This is a genomic window from Stenotrophomonas sp. TWI377 (genome assembly GCF_039674525.1).
In the GTDB taxonomy this organism is placed as follows: domain Bacteria; phylum Pseudomonadota; class Gammaproteobacteria; order Xanthomonadales; family Xanthomonadaceae; genus Stenotrophomonas.
Genome location: NZ_JBDJNT010000009.1, coordinates 35,179 through 57,945, shown reverse-complemented (window position 1 = coordinate 57,945; position 22,767 = coordinate 35,179). Strand labels below are relative to the sequence as shown.

Sequence of the window (22,767 nt, the reverse complement as noted above, 5' to 3'; positions counted from 1 at the left end):
TCCCCACTCGTCTTTCCCCGGCCGCGGCCCTGAACCGCGGATGGCCGCAGGCCTGTGCCTGCCCGCCGTTCTCCCCGGTATTCACAAATTTCTCCAACGGCCTCGGTAGGCTGAAGGCCCCGGTGACAAACGCGGCAACTTTCGGCACTGTCGTGGTGTCTGTAATGCACGCAGTCTCTCCCTTGGCAAGGTGCCACGAGCTAGTCCATGAAATTCAAAGCCCCCGCATTCCTGATGGCCCTGGCGCTCACCGCGCCCATGGCACTGGCCGCCTACGCCGATTCGCCCGCGCTGCCTTCGGCTGCCACGGCCGACCAGGTGACCACCTCCAAGCTGGTCTACGGACTGCTCTCGGACAGCCGATACGCCTACCGGCCGCGCGCACTGGATGCGGCGACCTCCAAGGACGTCTTCAAGCGCTACCTGGAGTCGCTCGACAGCAGCAAGCAGTTCTTCACCCAGGCCGACATCACCCGCTTCGCCCCGTTCGAGGCCAACATCGCCACCGCCATCCGCGGCGGCGAGCTGGAACCGGCGTTCCAGGTGTTCGCGGTCTACAAGCAGCGCGTGGGTGAGCGTGTCGGCTATGCGCGCAAGCTGCTCAAGACCGATTTCGATTTCAGCACCGATGAAAAGTTCGAGTACGACCGCAAGGACGTGCCGTGGGCCGCGAGCAGCGCCGAACTGGACGATCTGTGGCGCAAGTCGGTCAAGAACGATTGGCTGCGCCTGAAGCTGGCCGGCAAGCAGCCGGCCGAGATCCGCAAGACGCTGGACAAGCGTTATGCCACGCTGGAAAAGTCGGTCAATGAGCTCAAGGGCGAGGACGTGTTCCAGTTCTTCCTCAACGCCTACACCAGCGCCGTGGATCCGCACACCGATTACTTCACCCCGCGCACCGCCGAGAACTTCAACCAGGCGATGTCGCTGTCGCTGGAAGGCATCGGCGCGCAGCTGCAGCGCCAGGACGACATGGTGGTGATCCGCGAGGTCATCGCCGGTGGCCCGGCCGCGGTCAACGGCACGCTGAAGCCGGGCGACCGCATCGTCGGCGTGGGCCAGGGCAAGTCCGGTCCGCTGGAAGACGTGATCGGCTGGCGCATCGATGATGTGGTGGCCAAGATCCGCGGCAAGAGCGATACCCAGGTCCGCCTGGAGTTCATTCCGGCCGAAGAGGGCGTCGACGGCAAGCACCACACCCTGGTGCTGACCCGCCAGAAGGTGCGTCTGGCCGAACAGGCCGCCAAGGGCGAGACCCTGACCATCCCGGCCAAGGATGGGGAGCCGGCCCGCAAGGTCGGCGTGATCAAGTTGCCCACCTTCTACCAGGACTTCGAAGGCCGCCGCCGCAACGCCGCCGACTATGCCTCTGCGACCCGCGACGTGGCCAAGCTGCTGGCCGGCTTCAAGGCCGACAAGCTCGATGGCGTGGTGCTGGACCTGCGCAACAACGGCGGTGGCTCGCTGGATGAAGCGATCGAACTGACCGGTCTGTTCATCGAACAGGGCCCGGTGGTCCAGGTGCGCGAGTCCGGTGGCCGCGTCACCGTCAACAGCGACCGCAGTGAAGTGGTGGCGTGGGACGGCCCGCTGGCCGTGCTGATCAACCGCGGCTCGGCTTCGGCGTCGGAAATCTTCGCCGGCGCCATCCAGGATTACGGCCGTGGCCTGGTGATCGGTGAGACCACCTTCGGCAAGGGCACCGTGCAGAACATCGTCGACCTCGACCGTTGGCCCAGTGGCGAGACCCAGCGCTTCGGCCAGGTCAAGCTGACCATCGCCCAGTTCTTCCGCGTCAGCGGCAGCAGCACCCAGCACAAGGGCGTGGTGCCGGATCTGGCCTTCCCGGCCAGTGTGGACGCCAGCGAGTACGGCGAAAGCACCTACGACAACGCTCTGCCGTGGACCCGTATCGCCGCCGTGCCGCACACCCAGTACGGCAACTTCGGCCCGCTGCTGCCCAAGCTGGAGAGCCGCCACGACACGCGCATCGCTGCCGACAAGGAGTTCCAGTGGTGGAACGAGGATGTCGAGCAGTTCCGCGCCGAGAAGGCCAAGAAGTACATCTCGCTCAACGAGGCCGAGCGCCGCGCCGAGCGTGAGAAGCAGGACAGGCAACGCACCGACCGCCAGGCCATCCGCAAGGAACTGGGTCTGGATCTGGATCCGTTGGCCGATGACAGCAATGACGACGGCCTGACCGGCAACGAGCGCGATATCGTCAAGGATGCCGCGCGTGAGAAGGCGGCCGAAAAGCGTCCGGATCCGCTGCTGCGCGAGTCGGCCGCGATCCTGGCCGATGCGGTCAACCTGTTGGAGGCCGACCGCCCGCTGTCGGCCCAGGTGCTGCCGCAGTCGACCGGTGTCGGCCGCTGGGCGGACTGACCGCCGCGGCAGCCCAGCTGAACCGGTGACAACTCCACAGGCCGCCCTTCGGGGCGGCCTGTGCATTTCCACCTCCTGCCAACGTGCGCAGGTCTATCCTTGCAGGCTGGATTTCCGCAGGAGCGGCCATGCGCTTTCGTCGTGTACGTTCGATCCCGCTGCTGGCGGCGGTCGCCGCCTTGACCGCCTGTGGCGGCCGCGCCGCTGACAGCACGCTGATCCGCGAGTCCTTCGACTCCGGCGATACCTATTCGCGCACCGTGCCCGGCCCGCCGGCCCAGGCCTGCGAGGCCGCGCGCCGCACCCTGCTCAGCCAGGGCTATGCGATCGCCCGCGCCGGCGATGACGCCGTGGAGGGCAACAAGAACTTCCAGCCCAAGGATGAAGAACACGAGCAACTGGTGCTGCGCATCTCCTGTGCGCCGCGCGGCGACCAGGCGCTGGTGTTCGTCAGTGCGGTGCAGGACCGCTACGCACTCAAGAAGAGCCCGACCTCGGCCAGCGTCGGCGTGGGCGCACTGGGCTCGGTGTCGCTGCCGTTCGGCAGCAACGACGACTCTCTGGTGAAAGTGGCCAGCAGCACCGTGCAGGACGCCACCTTCTACCGCCGCTTCTTCGAGCGCCTGCAGCAGTACCTGCCGGCCGTGCCCGAGCCGACGCCGCCGGCGGCCGCAGCACCGGCAGCGGCGCCTGCCACGGCCGTCGAGTCGGCGCCTGCCGAGGTGGTGAGCGATACCCCGGCATCGCTGCGCTGATCGGGTGGGGGTGGGGCAGGTCATGGCAGCAGGATCGCGGCGCTGGCATCGCTGTGCGCTCGCCGCGCTGCTGGGGCTGATCCCGGCGACCAGCGCGTGGAGCGCCGCCTCCTGCGCGCAGGGCGTGCTCGAGGATCTCGGCTGGCAGGTCGACGCCGCTGATATCGCCGCGCCGGTCGTGCACGGTGGTCCGGTCTGCGAACGTGCCGATCTGCGCCAGGCCCAGAGCGCCGGCGACCTGCGTGTGCAGCTGCCGCGCCAGTGGTCGGCGGCGCAGCGGCAGGCCTGGCTGCCCACATTGTTCGATGACCCGGCCACGGTCTGCGCGTATGCCTTCCAGCTTGGCGCCGCCACGCGCCGCGCGACGACCGCGCTGCAGGACAACGATGGCTTCCGCTTCTCGGCACTGCAGCTGGGCTGGATCGGTTTCGGTGCAGGCGGCGCGCAGGCCAAGGGCTGGGAGCGCTTCCGCAGCTTCGGTCGCGGCTATCAGCCGGCCGAGGCCAACAGCGCGGCACTGCAGACCTTCTACGAGGGCCGCGTACGGGCCGAATGCGGGGTCGGCCGCCAGGTCGCGCAGTTGGCGACCCAGCGCGAGCTGTACGGCGATGCCGCGTTCGATCGCGAGTTCTCGGCCGATGAGCTCTCCATCGGCACCTTCCTGACCCTGCACGAGACCGACAGCATCCTGCTCGGCCGGCACGCCGGTGAGTTCCTGGCCGATGGCAAGGCGAAGCAGACCGCCCTGCGCGGGCGGCAGGCCTTCGTCGGCACGCCCGGTTTCATCGAGCACGTGTTCGAGCGGAAGTACCTGGACGACATCAACAACCAGGCCGAGAACTTCGTGGTGGTCGATGTCAGCGATGCGGCGGCACGCGCGCTGCGCGAGCACGAGGGCTTTGCCTACTACGACCAGATCAACCGGCGCATCTGGGCGCTGGCCCAGCGCATGCCGGGCCCGGGGCCGCGCCGGTTCGAGCGGCTGCTGATCGAGCGCGATCCGATCTGGCGGCGCGAGGTGCCGGCCGAGCAGCAACCGCTGCTGAAGGAACTGGATGCCTTGCTGGACGATCCGTTCTACCAGGGGTTCCTGATTTACGTGCATCCTCGGGGTATACGTCCTATCGGGTACCACATCGCACGCCTGCTCGATCGCAATCCGCGTACACCGTTCGCGATCGAACTGGGGCTGCACAACCTGCATACCACGCTGTATCGGCGCTGGATCGACGCACGCCTTCGCCAGTGCGATTCCCCGCCGTCAGCGTTCCCGCAAGACAACACGACAACAGAGCAAAGGTGATTCATGGATATTGCAATGATCGGGCTGGGCCGCATGGGTGCGAACATGGCCGAGCGGCTGCACCGTGGCGGCCACCACGTGATCGGCGTCGATCCGGGTGAGGCCGCCCGCAGCGCGGCGGCCGCGCGTGGGTTCGAGGTCAGTGCCTCGATCGCCGAGACGCTCGCCGCGCTGCCGGTCCCGCGCGTGGTGTGGCTGATGGTGCCGGCCGGCGTGGTCGACCAGACCCTGGCATCACTCTCGCCGCATCTGTCCGAGGGCGATGTGGTGATCGACGGCGGCAACTCGTACTACAAGGACTCCATGCGCCGCAGCGAACAGCTGCAGGGCGAGGACGTGACCTACATCGATTGTGGCACCAGCGGCGGCGTGTGGGGCCTGCAGGAGGGCTACAGCCTGATGATCGGCGGTGACACGGCGGCGGTCGAACGGATCGGGGCGATCTTCCGCACCCTGGCGCCGGGCGAGGACCGTGGCTGGGCGCATGTGGGGCCGAGCGGGGCAGGGCACTTCTGCAAGATGGTCCACAACGGCATCGAGTACGGGATGATGCAGGCCTACGCGGAAGGCTTCGCGCTGATGCAGCACAAGACCGGGTTCAACCTCGATCTGGCGCAGGTGGCCAAGGCCTGGCAGCACGGCAGCGTGGTGCGTTCGTGGCTGCTCGATCTCAGTGCCGATGCACTGGGCCGCAACCCGCAGCTGGATGGCATCGCGCCGTACGTCGAAGACTCCGGCGAAGGCCGTTGGACCGTCGCCGAGGCGATCGATCTGGATGTGCCGGCCCCGGTGATCACGCTGTCACTGCTCGAACGGTTGCGCTCGCGCGAGAAGAATTCCTTCAGCGACCGTCTGCTGGCGGCGATGCGCAACGAGTTCGGCGGTCACGCGATCAAGACCACGTAATACGGATCGATGCGGGCCGGCCGAACCCCATCGTCCGGCCCGCATTCCTGCATGGCGTGGAGCTACGTGGGCTGGCGTGACCGATTCAAAGGGTCACCCGCCGCCCGCTGCGTGCACTCTCTGCGCCCGCATCCAGCAGGCGCATCAGCTGCAGCGCCTGCGCCGTGCTGACCGGCGCTTCGCCCACGCCCAGCATTGCATCGCGGAAGGCCGCATAGAACGCCCGGTAATCGCCGGGCATGTTGTCCACGGTGCTGCGCCGGGTGTGCCCGTCGGCATCGATCCGCACCAGATGACCGTGCTGCGGGTCCAGTCCCCAGCCCGGGGCGCCCGGGGCAATGCCTCGCCGCAGCTGATCCTCCTGCACGTCCAGCCCGTCCTTCAGATAGCTGCCGGCATCACCATGCACGATGAAGCGCGGACCGGAGGCGGCCACCAGCGAGCCGGCATGCAGGATCGCGCGATGCCGGGGGTAATGCAGCACCGCATGGAAGTAGTCGTTGCCGAGCGCGTGTTCGCGCTGCGCCATCAGGTCCACACTGATCGCGCCGGGCCAGCCGAACAGCTGCAGCATCTGGTCCAGCAGGTGCGGCCCCAGATCCATCCACAGCCCGCTGCCGGGCGCATCGCTTTCGCGCCAGCGCTCGCGCACCTGCGGGCGGAAGCGGTCGAAGTGGGAATGGCATTCGGCGACGTGGCCGATACTGCCGCTGTCGATCACCTGCTTGAGCGTGAGGAAGTCGGCATCGTGGCGGCGGTTCTGGAACACCGTGACCACACGCTCCGCGTCGTGCGCGGCCTGCACCACCGATTCGGCTTCCGCCACGGACAGCGCGAAGGGCTTGTCGACCAGCACATGTTTGCCCGCCGCCAGTGCCGCGCGCGCCAGCGGTGCATGCGCATCGTTGGGCGTGGCGATCACCACCGCGTCCACCGCCGGGTCATCGAACACCGCCTGCGGGTCATCGCAGATGCGCACATCGGTGAAGCTGCGCAGCAGGCGATCACGTTGCGAGCTGACGATGCTGTGCAGTGCAAGCCCTGGCGTATGCAGGATCAACGGCGCATGGAACACGCTGCCGGCCAGCCCGTAGCCGATCAAGGCGACCTGAAGTGTGGCGGCCATGGTGCGCTCCAACATAACGGGGCAGGACAGCGTAACGGCTGCGCGCGCGGGGCGGAAATCTGAACGATCCGGCGCCAACCTGAGTGGTTCACGGCAACGTTATGCGGCGCCCACGTCCTGTCCACGGCCGTGCACGGACACTGGCTGCACATCCGCAAAGGAATTCGAACATGACCAACACGACCCGTAATCTGCTTGCTGCTTCGCTGGCCCTGGGCATGGTGCTGGGCACCTCGACTGCCATGGCCAAGGATCCGCCGAAGACCGATCATGCCGCGATGACCCACGCCGACAAGCACGACTCGGCCGAGCCGGTCACCGACAGCTGGATCACCACCAAGGTCAAGACCGACCTGCTGACCAGCAAGAACGTCCCGGGTACCGAAGTGAAGGTGGAGACCGTCAATGGCGTCGTCACCCTGACCGGGACCGTGGCCAGCCAGGCCGAACATGACAAGGCGGTGCGCGTGACCCAGCAGATCAAGGGCGTCAAGCGCGTCGATGCTGCCAACCTGAAGGTGGCTGCGACCGCCGCACGCTGAGCCCCACCGCTGCATCGCTGAACAGGGCGCGCCTTCGGGCGCGCTCTTTTTTTTGCAGGCCGCCTGCCCCGTATTCACAAAGGGGTGGAGTATATTCACCGCTTCGCCATTGCCGATGGGGCTGCGCGGGCCGGCGCTGCCGCCTGGGCCGGGTCGTCGATGGCATCGAGCTGAAGAGGGACTATGGCGCTGGTGTTCAGTGATCAAATCTGGGACCGCTGGCGTCTGCCGGCCTTGGCCCTGGCGGCGGTAGCCATCATCGTGGTGCCGTGGCTCACCCTGCGCAAGCTGGCCAATGACAACATCGATGCGATGAACTGGGTCACCCATACCCAGGATGTCGGGGTGGCGGTCTACCAGCTGCAGGCCGATGTCCGCGATGTGGAATCCGCGGCGTTGACGATGTCCAAGGGCATCGATGCCCCCGGCCTGCGTGAGCGGTTGGCCCAGGCCGACGACATTCCGGGGCGGCTGGCGCGGTTGGCGGAACTGACCCGCGACAATCCCGATCAGCTGGTCCGGATCGGTCGCATCCAGTCCATGCTCGAGCGCCGGATGGAACTGGCCAAGCAGTTGGCCCGTTCCTCGCCCGATGCCGATCAGCGCCAGCTGGTGGCCGACCTGACCACGCGCTACCCGATCCGCAGCCTGGTGGAAGAACTCCAGGCCACCGAGGAACAGCTGCTCAAGCAGCGCTCAACGCTGTTTGCCGCACAGCAGCGGCAGGGCGAGTTCGTCTCCTGGTCGGCGCTGGTGGTGCAGTTGCTGTTGCTCGGCCTGGTGCTGTGGCTGTTGCAGCGGCAGATCCGCCACCGCCTCTCCGCCGAACGTGCCTCGCTGCGCGCGGCCGAGCGCGCGGCCTCGGTGCTGCATACCGTGCGCGAACCGATCGTGCTGCTCGACCGCAGCTTGCGGGTACAGATGCACAACCCCGCGTTCGCCGAACTGTATGGGCTGGACGAGGAGACATCGCCCGAGGGGCTGCCGCTGGACAGCATCGGCGACGGTGCCTGGGCCGATGCGGTGGTCCGCCAGCGTCTGACCGATGTGCTGCTGCGCGGCCGCGAGCTGTGGGACTACGAGCACGAACAGCGCACCGCCGATGACGTGGTGCGCATCATGCTCATCAACGCGCGCCGCATGCCGTTGCCCGACAAGGACGACGAAGTGGTGCTGATGACGGTCAGCGATGTCACCGTCCAGCGCGCCGTGCAGCTGCGGGTGGAAGAGCTCAATCGCCAGCTGGAAGGGAAGGTCGAGCAGGTCTCCGAGGTCAACCGCGAACTGGAAGCATTCAGCTACTCCGTCTCGCACGATCTGCGCGCGCCGCTGCGCCACGTGGCCGGCTTCTCGGACAAGCTGACCCGCCACCTGGGCGAGGGCGCGGACGAGAAGTCGCTCCATTACCTTGGCGTGATTTCCAATTCGGCCAAACGCATGGCCGCGTTGATCGACGACCTGCTGGTCTATTCGCGCCTGGGCCGGGCGGCGATGCGGCTGCAGGCCGTGGACATGCAGTCGCTGGTGGCCGACACCCGCGCCATGCTCGATGCCAACCAGCAGAGCGAGTCGGAGAGCAGCGGGGTGCCGCACCATATCGACTGGAAGATCGCGCCGCTGCCGATCATTGTTTCCGATGAAAACATGATGCGGCAGGTCTGGCTGAATCTGCTCGGCAACGCGATCAAGTATTCTTCCAACCGCGAGCCGGCCCGGATCGAGGTCGACTACAAACTGCAGCCGGACGGCAGCCATCTGTTCACCGTGCGCGACAACGGCGCCGGGTTCGACATGGCTTACGCCGGCAAGCTGTTCGGGGTGTTCCAACGGCTGCACAAGGCCAGTGACTACCCCGGCACGGGCATCGGCCTGGCCAGTGTCCGCCGGGTGTTGACCCGCCACGGGGGCCGTATCTGGGCCGAGTCGGCGGTCGATCAGGGCGCCACGTTCCACTTCGTTCTTCCACCCGCGCTCGACGCAATCAACAAGGGCTCCGCCGCATGACCGCTCTCCGTACCATCCTCCTTGCCGAGGACAGCCCCGCCGACGCCGAGATGGCCATCGACGCATTGAAGGAGGCCCGCCTGGCCAACCCGATCGTGCACGTCGAAGACGGCGTGGAAACGATGGATTACCTGCTGCGCCGTGGCGCCTTCGCCAACCGCGATGAAGGCCTGCCGGCCGTGCTGCTGCTGGATATCAAGATGCCGCGCATGGATGGGCTGGAAGTGCTCAAGGAAATCCGCAACACCGAGGAGCTCAAGCGGCTGCCGGTGGTGATCCTGTCGTCCTCGCGCGAGGAAAGCGATCTGGCACGCAGCTGGGACATGGGCGTGAACGCCTACGTGGTCAAGCCGGTGGACGTGGACCAGTTCTTCGGCGCCGTGCAGACCCTGGGCAAGTTCTGGGGCTTGATCAACCAGGCACCGGAGATCGAGTAAGCCCATGCCGCTGACCGGCCCCGCCCTGGGTGCGCTGCGGATCCTGCTGATCGAGGATTCGCCGGAAGACGCCGAACTGATGTGCGAGCAGATGCTCGACGCTGGCCTGGAGGCGAGCTTCGAGCGGGTCGAGAGCGCGCAGGAACTGCGTGAGGCGCTCGAGCGCGCCGCGCCGGATATCGTGCTGTCCGACCTGAGCATGCCCGGCTTCTCCGGCAATGAAGCGCTGCAGATCGTGCGCGCCGCGTTGCCCGAGGTGCCCTTCATCTTCGTGTCCGGCACGATGGGTGAGGAAAACGCGGTGGCCGCCCTGCACCAGGGCGCCAACGATTACATCATCAAGCACCAGCCGGCGCGTCTGCCCTCGGCGGTGGCGCGTGCCGTGCGCGAAGCGCGCAGCGCGATCGACCGCCAGCGGGTGGAAGCCGAGCTGATGCGCGCGCAGCGTCTGGAAAGCCTGTCGCTGCTGGCGGCCGGCCTGAGCCACGACCTGCGCAACATCCTGCAGCCGCTGCTGATCATGCCGGACCTGATGAAGGCGCGGACCGACGATCCGCAGCTGCACCATCTGGCCGACATCATCGCCGAGTGCGGCCGGCGCGGGCATGAGATGGCCGAATCGATGCTGTCCTTCGTGCGCGGTTCGCGCAACAGCAGCGAGCACATCTGCCTGGTCCACCTGTTCGAAGGGGTCGAGCTGCTCCTGCGCAGCAACCTGCCGGCCAAGGTCACCCTGCACTTGGAGGTGGCCGATGGCCTGGCGGTGGATGCCAACTACACCGAGCTGCAGCAGGTCCTGCTCAACCTCGCGTTGAATGCCATCCAGGCCATGCCGGACGGCGGCCGGTTGACCCTGCGCGCGGCATCCGCCGCCGATACGCATGGCGAGGACTGGTTGCGGATCTCGGTGACCGATGAAGGCATCGGCATGGATGCCGACACGCTGTCGCATCTGTTCAATCCCTTCTTCACCACCAAGGCCACCGGCACCGGTCTGGGCCTGATTTCGTGCAAGCGCATCATTGAAGGCGCACACGGCAGCATCCACGTCGACAGCCAGCCGGGTGTCGGCACCCGCTTCGATCTGCTGCTGCCGATGCGCGAGATCGCCGACACCGCCGCTGCGGTCGATGGGCCGATCGCCGCCGGTACCGGCCAGTCCATCCTGGTCGTGGATGGTGAGGCGACGCGGCTGTCGCTGCTGGGCAATGCGTTGTCCAGCCAGGGCTATCACCTGCAGCTGGCCTCCGATGGTGCGGCCGCGCTGCGCTGGATGCAGCAGGAGAGCATGCCGGCCCTGGTGATCGCCGATGCCGGCTCCAAGCTGCTCTCGGCCAGCCACCTGCTGGGCGAGATGGCCACGCTGGGCTACCGCGGCCCGGCGCTGGTGCTGGAAGAAGCCGAGGTGACCGTGCCGCTGGCGGTGTTCCCGCCCGGCATCAATGTCCACGTGCTGCGCAAGCCGCTGGAAATGCAGCAGGTGTTCCGTTCGGTCGCCGAGGCGCTGGAAACCGCCTGATCAGGCCTCCCAGGGAAACCGGGGGAGGCTGGCCACGGCCTGCTCGAGCTTGAAGGACCAGTTGCCGTGGATTTCCGCGTAGAGCGGGCTGTCGCCGGCCAGGCGCATGCGCTGGGTGATGCGCAGGTCATCCTTGCGGATCAGCACCAGATCCACCGGCAGCCCGACCGACAGGTTGGAGCGGATGGTCGAATCCAGCGAGACGATGGCGGTGCGCGCAGCGTCTTCCAGCCGCGTCTGCGGGCGCAGGATCCGGTCCAGGATCGGCTTGCCGTACTTGGACTCGCCGATCTGCAGGAACGGGGTCTCCGGCGAGGCCGCGATCGCATTGCCGAGGGGATAGATCATGTACAGCCCCGGATGCTCGCCGCCGATCTGGCCACCCAGGATCAGCGTGGCCTGGGTCACGATGCCGTCCTGGCCCGCCTCATGCGTGCTGGATTTGACCTGGCTGTCGAGCAGCACCCGGCCCACGTACTCGGCCACCTCGAACAGATGCCGGTAGGCGCGCAGGTTTTCCGGACGTTGTTCCTCCACATCGCGGCGCAGCCGTGAGATCAGCAGCTGGGTGGTCGCCAGGTTGCCCGCGGCCATGATGACGAAGGCGGCTTCACCGGGAAACTCAAACTCGTGCAGCTTGCGGTGCACGCGTACGTCGTCCAGCGACGCGTTGGTGCGGGTGTCGGCGGCGAAGACCAGGCCTTCGTCCACCTCGATGCCGACGCAATAGGTCATGTCGGTGTCCTATGATGTGCACCCCGATTCTATGCGCTGGGCATGTTGCCCCCGTGTGGAATCGCCCCACGTACGCTGAATACCATGACCACTGCGCTCCTGAGCCTGGGCAGCAACCTGCAGCCGCAACAGCACCTTCACGCCGCGGTGGAAGCGCTGCGCGCGCGTTTTGGCGCGATCGCTGTATCGGCGGCCTACCGCACTGCCGCGGTCGGCTTCGACGGGCCGGATTTCCTCAACAACGCCGTGGCGATCGAGACCGATCTGCCGCTGCAGACGCTGGATGACTGGCTGCACGCGCTGGAGGATGCCCACGGCCGCGACCGCAGCGGCCCGCGCTTCAGCGACCGCACCCTGGATATCGATGTGGTGTTCTACGGCGATCTGATCGTGGAAGGCCCCGGCCACCTGCGCATCCCGCGCCCGGAGCTCAAGCACGCCTTCGTGCTCAAGCCGTTGGCCGACATCGCGCCGGACTTCCGCGACCCGGTCAGCGGGCTGACCCTGGAGGCGCTGTGGCGGGCCCATCGGCAGTTCGGCGAGCCGTTCGACACGATGGAGCTGGTGCCGGTCTGATCGATGCGGTAGGTACCGACCGTTGGTCGGTACGGGGCCCGCATGCGACCACCAACGGTGGCCGCCTACGACAACGTCCGCCCACCATCCACGCGCAGCGTGTGCCCGGTGACGAACGCGGCCTCGGTGGCCAGCCAGTACACCGCCTCGGCGATCTCCTCCACCGTGCCGGTACGGGCCAGCGGCGTGCGCGCCAGCAGCGCCTGCTGGGCGAAATCGTCCTTGCCCTGTTCCGGCCACAGGATGGCGCCAGGGGCGACCGCGTTGACCCGTACCTTGGGCGCCAGTTCCAGCGCCAGCGAGCGGGTGACCATTTCCAGGGCTGCCTTGGCGGCGGCGTACACCGGGTGGTCACGCATCGGCTGGGTACCGTGCAGATCGGTCAGGTTGACGATGCTGCCCTGCTGGCGGCGCAGGTGCGGCGCGGCGGCCTGGGCCAGCAGCAGCGGCGCGCGGGCGTTGACCGCGAACAGGTCGTCCCATTGCGCGGCGGTGATCTGGCCGAGCAGGGTGGGGTAGAAGTTGGAGGCATTGTTGACCAGGCTGTCCAGCCGGCCGAACTGGGCCACGGTCTGGTCGATCAGATCGGGCAGGGCATCGGCATCGCGCAGATCCGCCTGCAGCGCCAGCACGCTGCCCGGGCGCAGCATGTCCATGTCGAAGGCCATCTGCTGCAGCTCGGTCGTGGAGGTGTGGGCGTGCAGCACCACCGACCAGCCACAGGCGTGGAACTGGCGGGCGATGGCCGCGCCGATCCGGCGCGCGCTGCCGGTGATCAGCGCCACGGGCGCGGTATCGGTCATCGGGGGTACTCCCTGCTCAGGCTATGCTGTGCATTGTCACCGCAATCGCCCGCGCCATGCATTCCCCACTGCCCACCCCCGAATCCGACGCCCTGGCCCACAGCGACGAGCTGGCTGCGGCGCTGCGTGCTGAAATCCTCGCCAACGGCGGCGCGATGCCGTTCTCCCGTTTCATGGAGCTGAGCCTGTACACCCCCGGTTGGGGCTATTACAGCGCCGGTGCCAGCAAGTTCGGTGCCGCCGGCGATTTCACCACCTCGCCGGAAATCGGCGCGCTGTTCGCCGCCACGCTGGCCAATGCGATCGCCCCGGTGATGCAGCAGCTCGGCCCGGAAGCGCGTTTCATGGAAGTGGGGGGCGGCAGCGGCGCGTTCGCCGAAGTGCTGCTCAAGCGCATGCTGGAACTGGACGCGCTGCCTGAGCGCTACGCGATCCTGGAGCCCAGCGCGGACCTGCGCGAGCGCCAGCGCGAGCGCCTGGAAAAGGCGCTGATCCCGCCCGTGTTCGCCCTGGTGGAGTGGCTGGACGGCCCGTTCGATGACGACTGGGACGGCATGGTCTTCGCCAATGAAGTGATCGATGCCTTGCCGACGCCGCGCTTCCTCGCGCGCGATGGCATGGTGTACGAGGAAACCGTCGAGCTGGATGCACAGGGCGCCTTCGTGCGCGGCGCGCAGCCGGCCGATGCGATGCTCACCGCAGCGGTGCGGCATGTCGAGCACTACCGCGAGAAGCCCTTCGCCGATGGTTACCGTTCCGAACTGCTGCCGCAGCTGCCGTACTGGATCCAGGCGATCGCCGGCGGCCTGAAGCGCGGCGCGATGCTGTTCGTCGATTACGGCTACCCGCGCAACGAGTATTACCAGGACGACCGCGACGACGGCACGGTGCGCGCGTTCTATCGCCATCACGTGCACAACGATCTGTACCGCTGGCCGGGCCTGCAGGACCTGACTGCCTCGGTGGATTTCACCGCGTTGGCCGAGTCGGGCACCGGTGCCGGATTCGAACTGGCCGGTTACTGCACGCAGGCCAGTTTCCTGCTCGGGAACGGGCTGGATACGCTGCTGGAGAAAGCCGATGCGCGCACCGACGAGATCGGCCGCGTGCGCCTGCGCGATCAGGTGAAAAAGCTGACGCTGCCGACCGAGATGGGCGAGCGCTTCCAGGTGATGGGCTTCCAGCGTGATGTCGATTTCGAACCCGCCTTCGAACTCGGCGATCTGACCTGGCGGCTGTAACGTGGCGGCCCCGGATCTGTTGAAGCCGCTGCGCTGGCCGCGGTTCTGGCTGGCGCTGTGGTGGGGGGCGGTATTGGGCACGATCGTGGTCTGCCTGATCCCGCCGCCGCCGATCCCGTTGCCGGAGAACAGCGACAAGGTCGAGCACTTCCTCGCCTATTTCCTGCTGGCCGCCTCCGCCGTGCAGATCTACCAGCGGCGTGCGGCGCTGGTCTGGGCCGCGGTCGGCCTGGTCGCACTGGGCATCGGCATCGAATTCGCGCAGGGCGCCTTGACTGTCAACCGCATGGCCGACCCCATGGATGCGCTGGCCAACAGCGTTGGCGTACTGGCCGGCCTGGCGATCGTGTTCACCCCGTTGCGCGATCTGCTGGTGCGCCTGCGCGGTTGATGGGTGTGACGTCGGCGACGCACGACCGGTAGTGCCGGCCGCTGGCCGGCACCCCGGTGCCCGAATTAGCGCGGCAACAGCGTCATCTCATCCAGCACCCACATCGTCGGCCGGGTATCGCCGGTGAAGCGCACGCACAGGTTCTGCGTACCCTTCAGCGACCGCGGCAATGCCGCCTCCAGCGTGATGAAGCCATCGGCGCCCGGCGCGGCCGGCAGCGTGACGCTGGCCAGCGGTTTGCCATTGCACTGCCCGCCGAGGATGTCCATCTCCCCGTGTGCGCTGCGCTTGGGCGCGAAGCGGCGGTTCGGCTCGTCGTGGGCCAGCTGGAAGTAGTACGGGATCTGCCCGGCCCGCACGCGCAGTTTGGCGATGCCCTCCACGTCCGCGTCTTTCCACAACCAGCACGGGTTGAAGATGTCCACGTTGAAGATCGCGCGCTCGCCATCGGCCGGGCCGTCGTCTTCCAGGCGCAGCAGCAACTGGCCTTCGCCCGGGCACTGCGCGAGATGTTCGTCGGTCCGCGACAGCAGCGACGCGGCGGTGACATCGAAGCGGCTGGCCGCCTTGGCCAACGCCTGGCCGTTGAAGAACGTGGCCGCCTGCAGCGCCACCGGCAGCGGCTGCTGCAGCGGGGCGGTGTAGCGCGGTGACTGCGCGGTGACCGCGCTGCCATCCACGCTGTAATGGATGTCGTAGCCGAGCGCGGTGCGCAGGGCCAGCGTCGCGGTGCCGGCGGCGCGGTCGTCCGTGCTGTCCAGCTCCACCTGGAACGGCGTCTGCGCATACGCGATGCCCATCGCCTGGTAACGCTGCAGCTGCGCTGGCAGGCGCGCCAGGAAATCCGCATAGTCGCGGCGCTCGCGCGGCGACCAGCCGGTCTCGGCCACCGCGGCCAGGCGCGGGAACAGGTTGTGCTGCAGACGCGCGTAGCTGCGGGTGTGCTCGGTGAACATGTTGGCCTGCAGGCCGAGGATGTGGTGCTGCTTGTCCTTGGCCAGCGCGTCCGGCACCGGCTCGAAGCCGTACACACGTGCCAGCGGAATCGTCGCCGGGCGGCCCGGCGGTTCGTTCGGTGAGTTGGTCTGCAGGTAGTCCATGTACATGTCGGTCACCGGCGACATGACCACGTCGTGGCCCTCGCTGGCGGCCTTGAGGCCGCCCTCGGTGCCGCGCCAGGACATCACCGTGGCTTCCGGCGGCAGCCCGCCCTCGAGGATTTCATCCCAGCCGATCAGGCGCCGGTCGTGTTGTTCCAGGAAGGTCTCCAGGCGCTTGATGATGTGGCTCTGCATTTCCATCTCATCGCCGGCGCCCACGTCGCGCATGCGTGCCTGCACCCGTGCGGAGGCCTCCCACTGGTCCTTGACCGCTTCGTCGCCACCCACGTGCACGTACGTGGCCGGGAACAACGCGATGACTTCTTCCAGCACGTTCTCGAGGAACTCGAGGGTGCTGTCGTCGGTGTTGAACAGGTTCGGGAAAACGCCCCATTCGCTCAGCGGCTTGAGTGGGGTGTCGATCGTGCCGAGTTCCGGGTAGGCCGCGATCGCTGCGGTGGCGTGGCCGGGCACGTCGATTTCAGGAATGACCTGGATATGGCGCGCGGCGGCATACGCGATCACCTCACGGATCTGGTCCTGCGTATAGAAGCCGCAGTACGGGCGCTCGGCGCCGGTGACCGGGTCACGGCCGCCATCGCCGGCCGGAATGCGGCAGCTGCCGATGCCGGTCAGCTTCGGGTAGCGCTTGATCTCCATGCGCCAGCCCTGGTCATCGGTGAGATGCCAATGGAAGGTGTTGAGCTTCTGCTCGGCCATCGCATCGAGGACCTGCTTGATCTCATCCAGGCTCTGGAAGTGGCGGGCCGAATCGAGCATCAGGCCGCGCCAGCTGAAACGGGGCGCATCGTCGATACGCAGCGCCGGGAGTTTGCCATCGCTGCCGCCGGTGAGCAGCTGCGAGAGCGTGGCCGCACCGTAGAACAGGCCGGCTTCGGTGGCGGCCTGCACGGTCGCGCCACGCGCGTCCGAACGCAGCTGGTAGCCCTCGGTACCGGTCTTGAGCGTGGCATCGAGCACGAAGCGGATGCCGTCCTTGCCGCGTCCTTCGCTGACCGTTACCGCCGGGCCGCCGCTGTCGCGCAGCAGGGTGGCGAACTGCGTGGCGACGCGCTGGGCGGCGTGGCCCTGTGCACGGACCGGCGTGGCGGCGGTCACGGTGTAGCCGGCGCCGTCGATGCGATCGACCTTGGCGGGCGCGGGGATCAGCATCAGCGAACCGGGCAGGGCCTTCGGGCCAGCCGGTGCCTGTGCGTCGGCAGCCTGGGCCAGCGGTGCGAGGGAGAGCGCCAGTGCGAAGGACAGCAGCGACAGCGAGGTACGACGGGTGCGGGTGTGCATCGGGTCATTCCTTTGTAGCGAATCGGGTTCCACCTGTGAAACGGGCCCGGAAATCCGGGCCCGTTTCAGGTGTGCAGCGTGTTACCGCGGCGATCAGTACTTGAAGCGGAAGTTCAGATAGTACTGGCGGCCGTTGGAGTAGAACGAGGTCGGAATCAACGCGCTCTGGTAGTACTTGTAGGTCGGGTTGTTGAGGTTCAGGCCATCCAGGCTGATGCTCAGCCAGTCGGTTGCCTTGTAGCTCAGCGACGCCGACAGGGTGCCGAAGTCATCCTGGTAGTACGGGTTGGTACCGGACAGGCTGATCAGGAACGAGGAACGGCGGGTGTAGCTGACGCGGGCGCCGAAGCGTTCGTTCTCGAAGTACGCACCCACGTTGTAGGTGTTCTTCGAGGTGCCCAACAGGTTGTTGGTGCCATCGGCCCAGGTGTGGTTGGTCTTGCCATTGGCGTAGGTGTAGTTGGCGTTGACGCCGAAGTACTCGCCGATCGGCTGCTCGTAGGCCACTTCCACGCCGGTGACCTGCCCATCGGCATTGATCGGGGTGGAGATGTCGTAGGTTTCAAGCTGGTTGGTCAGTTCGCTGAAGAGCTGGCGCTGGACCACGTCGAAGGCGATGTAGTCCTTCAGGCGCATGTGGTACGCGCCCAGCGACAAAAGGCCGCGCGGCATGAAGTACCACTCCAGGTTGGCATCCAGGTTGCTGGACAGGGTCGGCTTCAGGTCGGGGTTGCCGCCACCGCCGGTCTTGTTCAGATCCGAACCCCACGACGACGCACCCAGTGCCGAGTAGTCCGGCAGCGTCTGGGTCTGCGACGCGGCCACGCGCAGCACCAGGTCATCGTCCAGGTCGAACTTGATGTTGGCGCTCGGCAGCACGCGGTCGTGCTTGTTCTCGAAGGCCTGGCGCTGCCACATGCCGAACAGGCTGCGCACGTCGGCGCGGGCCGGATCGCTGACGGCCAGGTAGGTGTCGATGTCCTGCTTGATGTTGACGTAGCGCAGGCCGATGTTGCCGCTCCACCAATCACCGGTGAAGTTGGCCTGCACGTAACCGGCGAAGTTCTTTTCCTTCACCTTCCACTCGGCACCGTAGTTGTGGCGGCCGTCGGGACCGTCGTTGCCGGCCAGCCAGGTCGAGTTGTTGACGATGGCGTTCTGCAGCGCATCCGGGGTGTAGTACCAGATGTTGCGCGGGAAGGTGCCGCCCACGCCGCTGGCGAAGTTGCCCGGGTACTGCCCGGTGGCGCTGCCGCGCAGTGCGGACCAGATATCGCCCGGGCTGGCGCCTTCCGGTGACAGGGCTTCACGTTCGTGGTCGGCGAAGCGCAGGCCGAAGTCGATCGAGCTCAGCGTGCCACCGTTGCTGAAGTACTGGTTGAAATCCAGCGACGCCCAGTCTTCCTTGTCCTCTGCCTTGACCAGCTGGTTGCCCCAGGTGCCGAAGCTGCTGACGCCTGCTTCGCTGAGGTCGCCACCGATGTTCCAGTCGACCGGGGAGCCGGCGCCGTGGCTGGCGTAAGACGCGCCGCCACCCTGGCCGACGGTGACTTCGGCGATGAACTGGCGCGGGGTTTCGCCGGTGCCCTTGGTGGTGCCGGCCTGGAACTTCGCATTGAGGTTGTCGTTGATCTGCCAGTCCGCGTCGAAGGTGACGTAGCTGCTCTTGGCGGTGGCCTCGCGGTAGATCATGTCGTACACGCCGTAGTTCGTACCGGGAACACCGGTATACGTCGCGTTGGTGATCACGCCATCCACCACGGTGTAACCCGGGTCGGGGGCCTGGGTCCGGCCGAAGCCGCTGCCGAACATCATGAAGTTGCGGTTGTAGTTGTTTGCTTCCAGTTCGGACGTGAAGCCGCTCAGGCCCAGGGTCAGCGTGTCGATCGGCTTCCACTGTACGGTGACCATGCCACCCTTGCGCTTGCGGGTCTGCTCGAACAGGGTCGAACCCAGCAGGCCGGGAATGGACAGGCCTTCCAGGTCCGGACGCGGCGCCTGCAGGAACTGGCCCGGATTGGCCGGATCGGGGATGCCTGCCACGACCGGATCGGTCGCCTTGAGCGCGAAGAAGCCGCCCGGGATTTCCTGCGCTTCACGGCGCAGTTCGCGCTCCTGGTAGAAGCCCTGCACCAGCACGCCGAAGGTGTTGGCGTCATTCTTGTAGTTGAACAGGGCCGAGTACTGCGGATCGGTCGAGTCGGCCTGGTCCGAGCGCACGGCGCCGATCGATGCTTCGGCCGTGAACTGCTTGGCGAACTGCAGCGGGGTACGGGTGATGATGTTGACGGTACCGGTGGTGCCGCCGTCCTGCAGCTTGGCCTGCGAGGACTTGTTCACTTCCACCGAGCTGACCAGCTCGGACGGCAGCAGCGAATAGCTGACGCTGCGGCCGACGTTGTTGCCCTGGCTGAGCACGAACCAGTCGGCCGAGCCGACGCTGTGGCCGTTGATGAGGGTCTGGGTCAGGCTCGGGCTGGTGCCGCGCAGGCTGACACGGTCGGCTTCATCGAAGCCGCCCTCATCGGCGCTGGACGAGCTGATGTTCACGCCGGGCACGCGCTGCAGGGTATCGGCGACGTTGTGCGCGGGCAGCTTGCCCACGTCTTCGGCGGTGACCACTTCCAGGCGCGCATTCGCTTCGCGCTTGGTATCGAGCGACTTCTCCATCGAACCGCGGATGCCGGTGACTTGGATGGTGTCCAGGTCGGTTGCGGCCGGCGTGGAGGCAGGGGCCTGCTGCGCGTGGGCGCTGAAGGCCAGGCAGCTGACGATGGCTGCGGAAAGCAGGGTCTTGCGGGTGTTCATGATGTCTCTCCTCATCACTCGATGGTCGCCGGCGACGGCGTCTGTTTGCTTGCGTCTGGTACGACTGTGCCGCGCGCCTGTTGTCCGGGTGCGCCTTGGGTACTACGTACTGCGTGGTGCGGTGTCCGCAGCGCCGATCCCGGCGCCGTGGCAGATCAGGTGTCCGAGCGGCCGAGATACCAGCTGGCGGCGCCGATGACGCCCAGCTGCCCGTGCTCGACCACCTTCACGGGAATGCGTTCCAGCGCCTCGCGCATCGGCCCCTTGTTGAGGTACCGCTCGACGAAGGTGCTGTTCAACAGGAAATCGCGGATCTGCGGCAGGATGCCGCCGGCCAGGTAGACCCCGCCGGTGACGCCGTACTGCAGCGCCATGTCACCGATCGTGCTGCCGAGCAGGCCGCAGAACACGTCCAGGCTCTGCCGCGCGAGCGGGTCCTGATCGGCCACGGCGGCGGCGGTGATCGCATCGGGGGTGGTCAACGTCGGTGCGTGGCCGTTCAACGCGCACAGGGCGCGATACAGATTCATCAGGCCGGGGCCGGACAGCGCCTGCTCGACCGAGACATGCGACCGGTCGCGCAGCATCTGCCGCACGATCGCCATCTCCAGTTCGGTGGTGGTGGCCAGCGTCGGCTGGCCGGCTTCGGTGGCCAGGACCACCGCGCCATGGGCGGTCGGGATCCATACCGCCGCGCCGAGGCCGGTGCCGGGACCGACCACCAGGGTCGGGCCGCGCGGGGCGGTGGCCGGGCCGGTCAGCTGCAGCACGCCGCTGGCATCGACCTGGGCGGCGGCGTAGGCCACGGCTTCGAAGTCATTGACGATGTACACCTGGTCCAGCCCGACGTCCCGCTCGATCTGCCGCGCCGACAGCGGCCAGGGCAGGTTGGCGGTGATCACCGTGCCGTCGTCGCGGGCATAGCCGGCCGTGGCGACCACGCAATGCGTCGGGCGCGGGCCGTCGGCCAGGAAGTCGGACAGGATCGCGCTGAGGCCGGCGTAATCCGCATTGCGGAACTTGCGGTAGTCCAGCAGCTCCACCGGATGGGCCGGATCGGCGCTGGCCTGGACCCGGCCAACCCGGACATGCGTGCCACCCACGTCGGCGGCCAGGAACGGCGGCGTCGCGGCGGGCGGGGCATGGGCCGGTACAGCGTGGGCGGCGTTGGTCACACGGACTCCATCGGTTGGGCACGGCCAGGGCTGACCCGGCGATTGAGGCGGAGTCTGTAATCGTTCTGACAACGATGTCAACGATAACCTCACACTTTCGATGCTGCGCCGCAACGTGGGTTTGCGCGGGAAAACGTTTTCATCACACTGCCGTCATGTTTTCGCAAACTGCCGTGAATACGGGCTCTGCTCCGCCCGCGCCGAGCGCTGCCGCCAGATTGCGCAGGTGCAGCAAAGGAAAATGCGCGGCGCTGGCGTGAACCAGTTGTTGACAAACCTGGCGGCTGCAACGAATAAATGTGACAACGTTGTTCCCAGCCACTCTTCCGATGCCGCCCCGGCGCCGTCGATGCAGGAGCCTCCTTGATGTCTGCCGTGCCTGCTGCCTCCGCGCGTTCGAGCGTGCTTACCTCGATCCTGATCATCGGCGTGCTGTTCTTCCTGATCGGCTTCTTCACCTGGCTCAACGGCCCGTTGATCACCTTCGTCAAGCTCGCCTTCGAGCTGGACGAGGTTGGCGCCTTCCTGGTGCTGATGGTCTTCTACCTGTCGTATTTCTTCCTGGCCCTGCCGGCCTCGTGGATCCTCAAGCGCACCGGCATGAAGAAGGGCCTGAGCCTGAGCCTGCTGGTGATGGCGGCCGGTGCGGTGGTCTTCGCGCACTTCGCCCAGCAGCGCTGGTACCCGGGCGCGCTCAGCGGCCTGTTCATCATCGGCAGCGGCCTGGCCCTGCTGCAGACGGCGGTCAACCCGTACATCAGCATCCTCGGCCCGATCGAGACGGCGGCGCGGCGCATTGCGCTGATGGGCATCTGCAACAAGATCGCCGGCATGCTGGCCCCGGTGCTGATCGGCACGCTGGTGCTGCATGGCATCGGCGATCTGGACTCCCAGGTGAAGGTCGCCGATGCGGCCGCCAAGACGGTGCTGCTCAATGACTTCGCCGCCAAGATCCAGCTGCCGTACATGGCCATGGCCGGGCTGCTGGTGGTGCTGGCAGTGGGCGTGCTGTTCTCGCCGCTGCCCGAGCTGAAGACCGCTGAAGCCAATGCCACGCCGGCCCGCGCGCCCGGGGTGGCCGAGCGCACCAGCATCTTCCAGTTCCCGCACCTGTGGCTGGGCGTGCTGTGCCTGTTCGTGTACGTCGGCGTGGAAGTGATGGCCGGCGATGCGATCGGCACTTACGGCCACGGCTTCGACCTGCCGCTGGACCAGACCAAGATGTTCACCTCGATCACCCTGGGCGCGATGCTGATCGGCTACCTGGCCGGCCTGGCGCTGATCCCGCACCTGGTCTCGCAGTCGCGCTACCTGAGCATCTCGGCGGTGCTGGGCGTGCTGTTCTGCATCGGCGCGCTGCTGACCCACGGCTATGTCTCGGTGGGCTTCGTGGCGGCCCTGGGCTTTGCCAACGCGATGATGTGGCCGGCGATCTTCCCGCTGGCGATCCGCGGCCTGGGCCGCTTCACCGAGACCGGCTCGGCCCTGCTGGTGATGGCCATCGCCGGTGGCGCGATCATTCCCCAGCTGTTTGCCGTGCTCAAGCAGCACTTCGATTTCCAGTGGGTGTTCGCCGGCCTGATGGTGCCCTGCTACCTGTACATCCTGTTCTATTCGATGCGCGGCCACCGCGTCGGGCTGTCCCGCGACGGGCAGTGA

Annotated in this window: 18 protein-coding genes; 12 read left to right on the top strand and 6 right to left on the bottom strand. The window is 67.0% G+C overall.

Annotated elements, in window-relative coordinates; all coding sequences use genetic code 11:
- Positions 1-207 precede the first annotated feature (207 nt).
- The 4 genes from ABE546_RS09565 (at position 208) to gnd (ending at position 5,349) form a co-directional block, all read left to right on the top strand.
- On the top strand, positions 208-2,385 hold the full coding sequence (locus tag ABE546_RS09565) for a carboxy terminal-processing peptidase (protein WP_346463480.1): 2,178 nt from the start codon (positions 208-210) through the stop codon (positions 2,383-2,385).
- A 128-nt stretch (positions 2,386-2,513) separates the two neighbouring features.
- On the top strand, positions 2,514-3,140 hold the full coding sequence (locus ABE546_RS09560; protein WP_346463478.1) for a DUF2242 domain-containing protein: 627 nt from the start codon (positions 2,514-2,516) through the stop codon (positions 3,138-3,140).
- Between the two features lie 22 nt (positions 3,141-3,162).
- Positions 3,163-4,443, top strand: a complete 1,281-nt coding sequence (locus ABE546_RS09555; RefSeq protein WP_313211599.1) for a hypothetical protein — start codon at positions 3,163-3,165, stop codon at positions 4,441-4,443.
- A 3-nt stretch (positions 4,444-4,446) separates the two neighbouring features.
- Positions 4,447-5,349, top strand: a complete 903-nt coding sequence (gene gnd, locus ABE546_RS09550) for a phosphogluconate dehydrogenase (NAD(+)-dependent, decarboxylating) (protein ID WP_313211600.1) — start codon at positions 4,447-4,449, stop codon at positions 5,347-5,349.
- Between the two features lie 85 nt (positions 5,350-5,434).
- Here gnd and ABE546_RS09545 read toward each other — a convergent pair whose 3' ends face one another.
- On the bottom strand, positions 5,435-6,475 hold the full coding sequence (locus ABE546_RS09545; RefSeq protein ID WP_313211601.1) for an oxidoreductase: 1,041 nt from the start codon (positions 6,473-6,475) through the stop codon (positions 5,435-5,437).
- Positions 6,476-6,645: 170 nt separating this feature from the next.
- Between ABE546_RS09545 and ABE546_RS09540 the strand changes: the two genes are divergently transcribed.
- The 4 genes from ABE546_RS09540 to ABE546_RS09525 all read left to right on the top strand — a co-directional run bounded on the left by ABE546_RS09540 (position 6,646) and on the right by ABE546_RS09525 (position 10,977).
- On the top strand, positions 6,646-7,017 hold the full coding sequence (locus tag ABE546_RS09540; protein ID WP_313211603.1) for a BON domain-containing protein: 372 nt from the start codon (positions 6,646-6,648) through the stop codon (positions 7,015-7,017).
- A gap of 183 nt (positions 7,018-7,200) precedes the next feature.
- Positions 7,201-9,021, top strand: coding sequence for an ATP-binding protein (locus ABE546_RS09535; protein WP_313211604.1), 1,821 nt, complete (start codon positions 7,201-7,203; stop codon positions 9,019-9,021).
- On the top strand, positions 9,018-9,458 hold the full coding sequence (locus ABE546_RS09530; RefSeq protein ID WP_313211605.1) for a response regulator: 441 nt from the start codon (positions 9,018-9,020) through the stop codon (positions 9,456-9,458). The genes ABE546_RS09535 and ABE546_RS09530 overlap by 4 nt, the downstream gene beginning before the upstream one ends.
- A gap of 4 nt (positions 9,459-9,462) precedes the next feature.
- Positions 9,463-10,977, top strand: a complete 1,515-nt coding sequence (locus tag ABE546_RS09525; RefSeq protein ID WP_313211606.1) for an ATP-binding protein — start codon at positions 9,463-9,465, stop codon at positions 10,975-10,977.
- Here the strand turns inward: ABE546_RS09525 and ABE546_RS09520 are convergent, their stop codons facing one another.
- Positions 10,978-11,712 carry a 20S proteasome subunit A/B gene (locus tag ABE546_RS09520; protein WP_152152276.1) on the bottom strand — a complete coding sequence of 245 codons (735 nt, stop codon included), beginning with the start codon at positions 11,710-11,712 and terminating at the stop codon, positions 10,978-10,980. It lies immediately after the preceding gene.
- An 84-nt stretch (positions 11,713-11,796) separates the two neighbouring features.
- Here ABE546_RS09520 and folK point away from each other — a divergent pair, with 84 nt between their 5' ends.
- On the top strand, positions 11,797-12,288 hold the full coding sequence (folK, locus tag ABE546_RS09515; protein ID WP_346463477.1) for a 2-amino-4-hydroxy-6-hydroxymethyldihydropteridine diphosphokinase: 492 nt from the start codon (positions 11,797-11,799) through the stop codon (positions 12,286-12,288).
- A 65-nt stretch (positions 12,289-12,353) separates the two neighbouring features.
- On the opposite strand, the gene ABE546_RS09510 is transcribed toward folK, so the two are convergent.
- Positions 12,354-13,091 (bottom strand): pteridine reductase, encoded by a 738-nt coding sequence (locus ABE546_RS09510; protein ID WP_313211608.1) that lies wholly within the window; start codon positions 13,089-13,091, stop codon positions 12,354-12,356.
- Between the two features lie 56 nt (positions 13,092-13,147).
- Between ABE546_RS09510 and ABE546_RS09505 the strand changes: the two genes are divergently transcribed.
- Complete coding sequence (locus ABE546_RS09505) at positions 13,148-14,332, top strand: class I SAM-dependent methyltransferase (RefSeq protein WP_313211609.1); 1,185 nt, start codon at positions 13,148-13,150, stop codon at positions 14,330-14,332.
- A 1-nt stretch (position 14,333) separates the two neighbouring features.
- Positions 14,334-14,723 carry a VanZ family protein gene (locus ABE546_RS09500; RefSeq protein ID WP_346463475.1) on the top strand — a complete coding sequence of 130 codons (390 nt, stop codon included), beginning with the start codon at positions 14,334-14,336 and terminating at the stop codon, positions 14,721-14,723.
- A 65-nt stretch (positions 14,724-14,788) separates the two neighbouring features.
- Here the strand turns inward: ABE546_RS09500 and ABE546_RS09495 are convergent, their stop codons facing one another.
- The 3 genes from ABE546_RS09495 to ABE546_RS09485 form a co-directional block, all read right to left on the bottom strand.
- Complete coding sequence (locus ABE546_RS09495; RefSeq protein WP_346463473.1) at positions 14,789-17,125, bottom strand: family 20 glycosylhydrolase; 2,337 nt, start codon at positions 17,123-17,125, stop codon at positions 14,789-14,791.
- Between the two features lie 93 nt (positions 17,126-17,218).
- The gene (locus tag ABE546_RS09490; RefSeq protein WP_313219579.1) at positions 17,219-19,933 is read right to left on the bottom strand and encodes a TonB-dependent receptor; all 2,715 of its coding nucleotides are present in this window, start codon (positions 19,931-19,933) and stop codon (positions 17,219-17,221) included.
- A 155-nt stretch (positions 19,934-20,088) separates the two neighbouring features.
- A complete protein-coding gene (locus ABE546_RS09485; protein ID WP_313211614.1) occupies positions 20,089-21,108 on the bottom strand; it encodes a glucokinase family protein in 1,020 nt (339 codons plus the stop codon).
- Positions 21,109-21,474: 366 nt separating this feature from the next.
- Here ABE546_RS09485 and ABE546_RS09480 point away from each other — a divergent pair, with 366 nt between their 5' ends.
- Positions 21,475-22,767, top strand: coding sequence for a sugar MFS transporter (locus ABE546_RS09480; protein ID WP_346463471.1), 1,293 nt, complete (start codon positions 21,475-21,477; stop codon positions 22,765-22,767).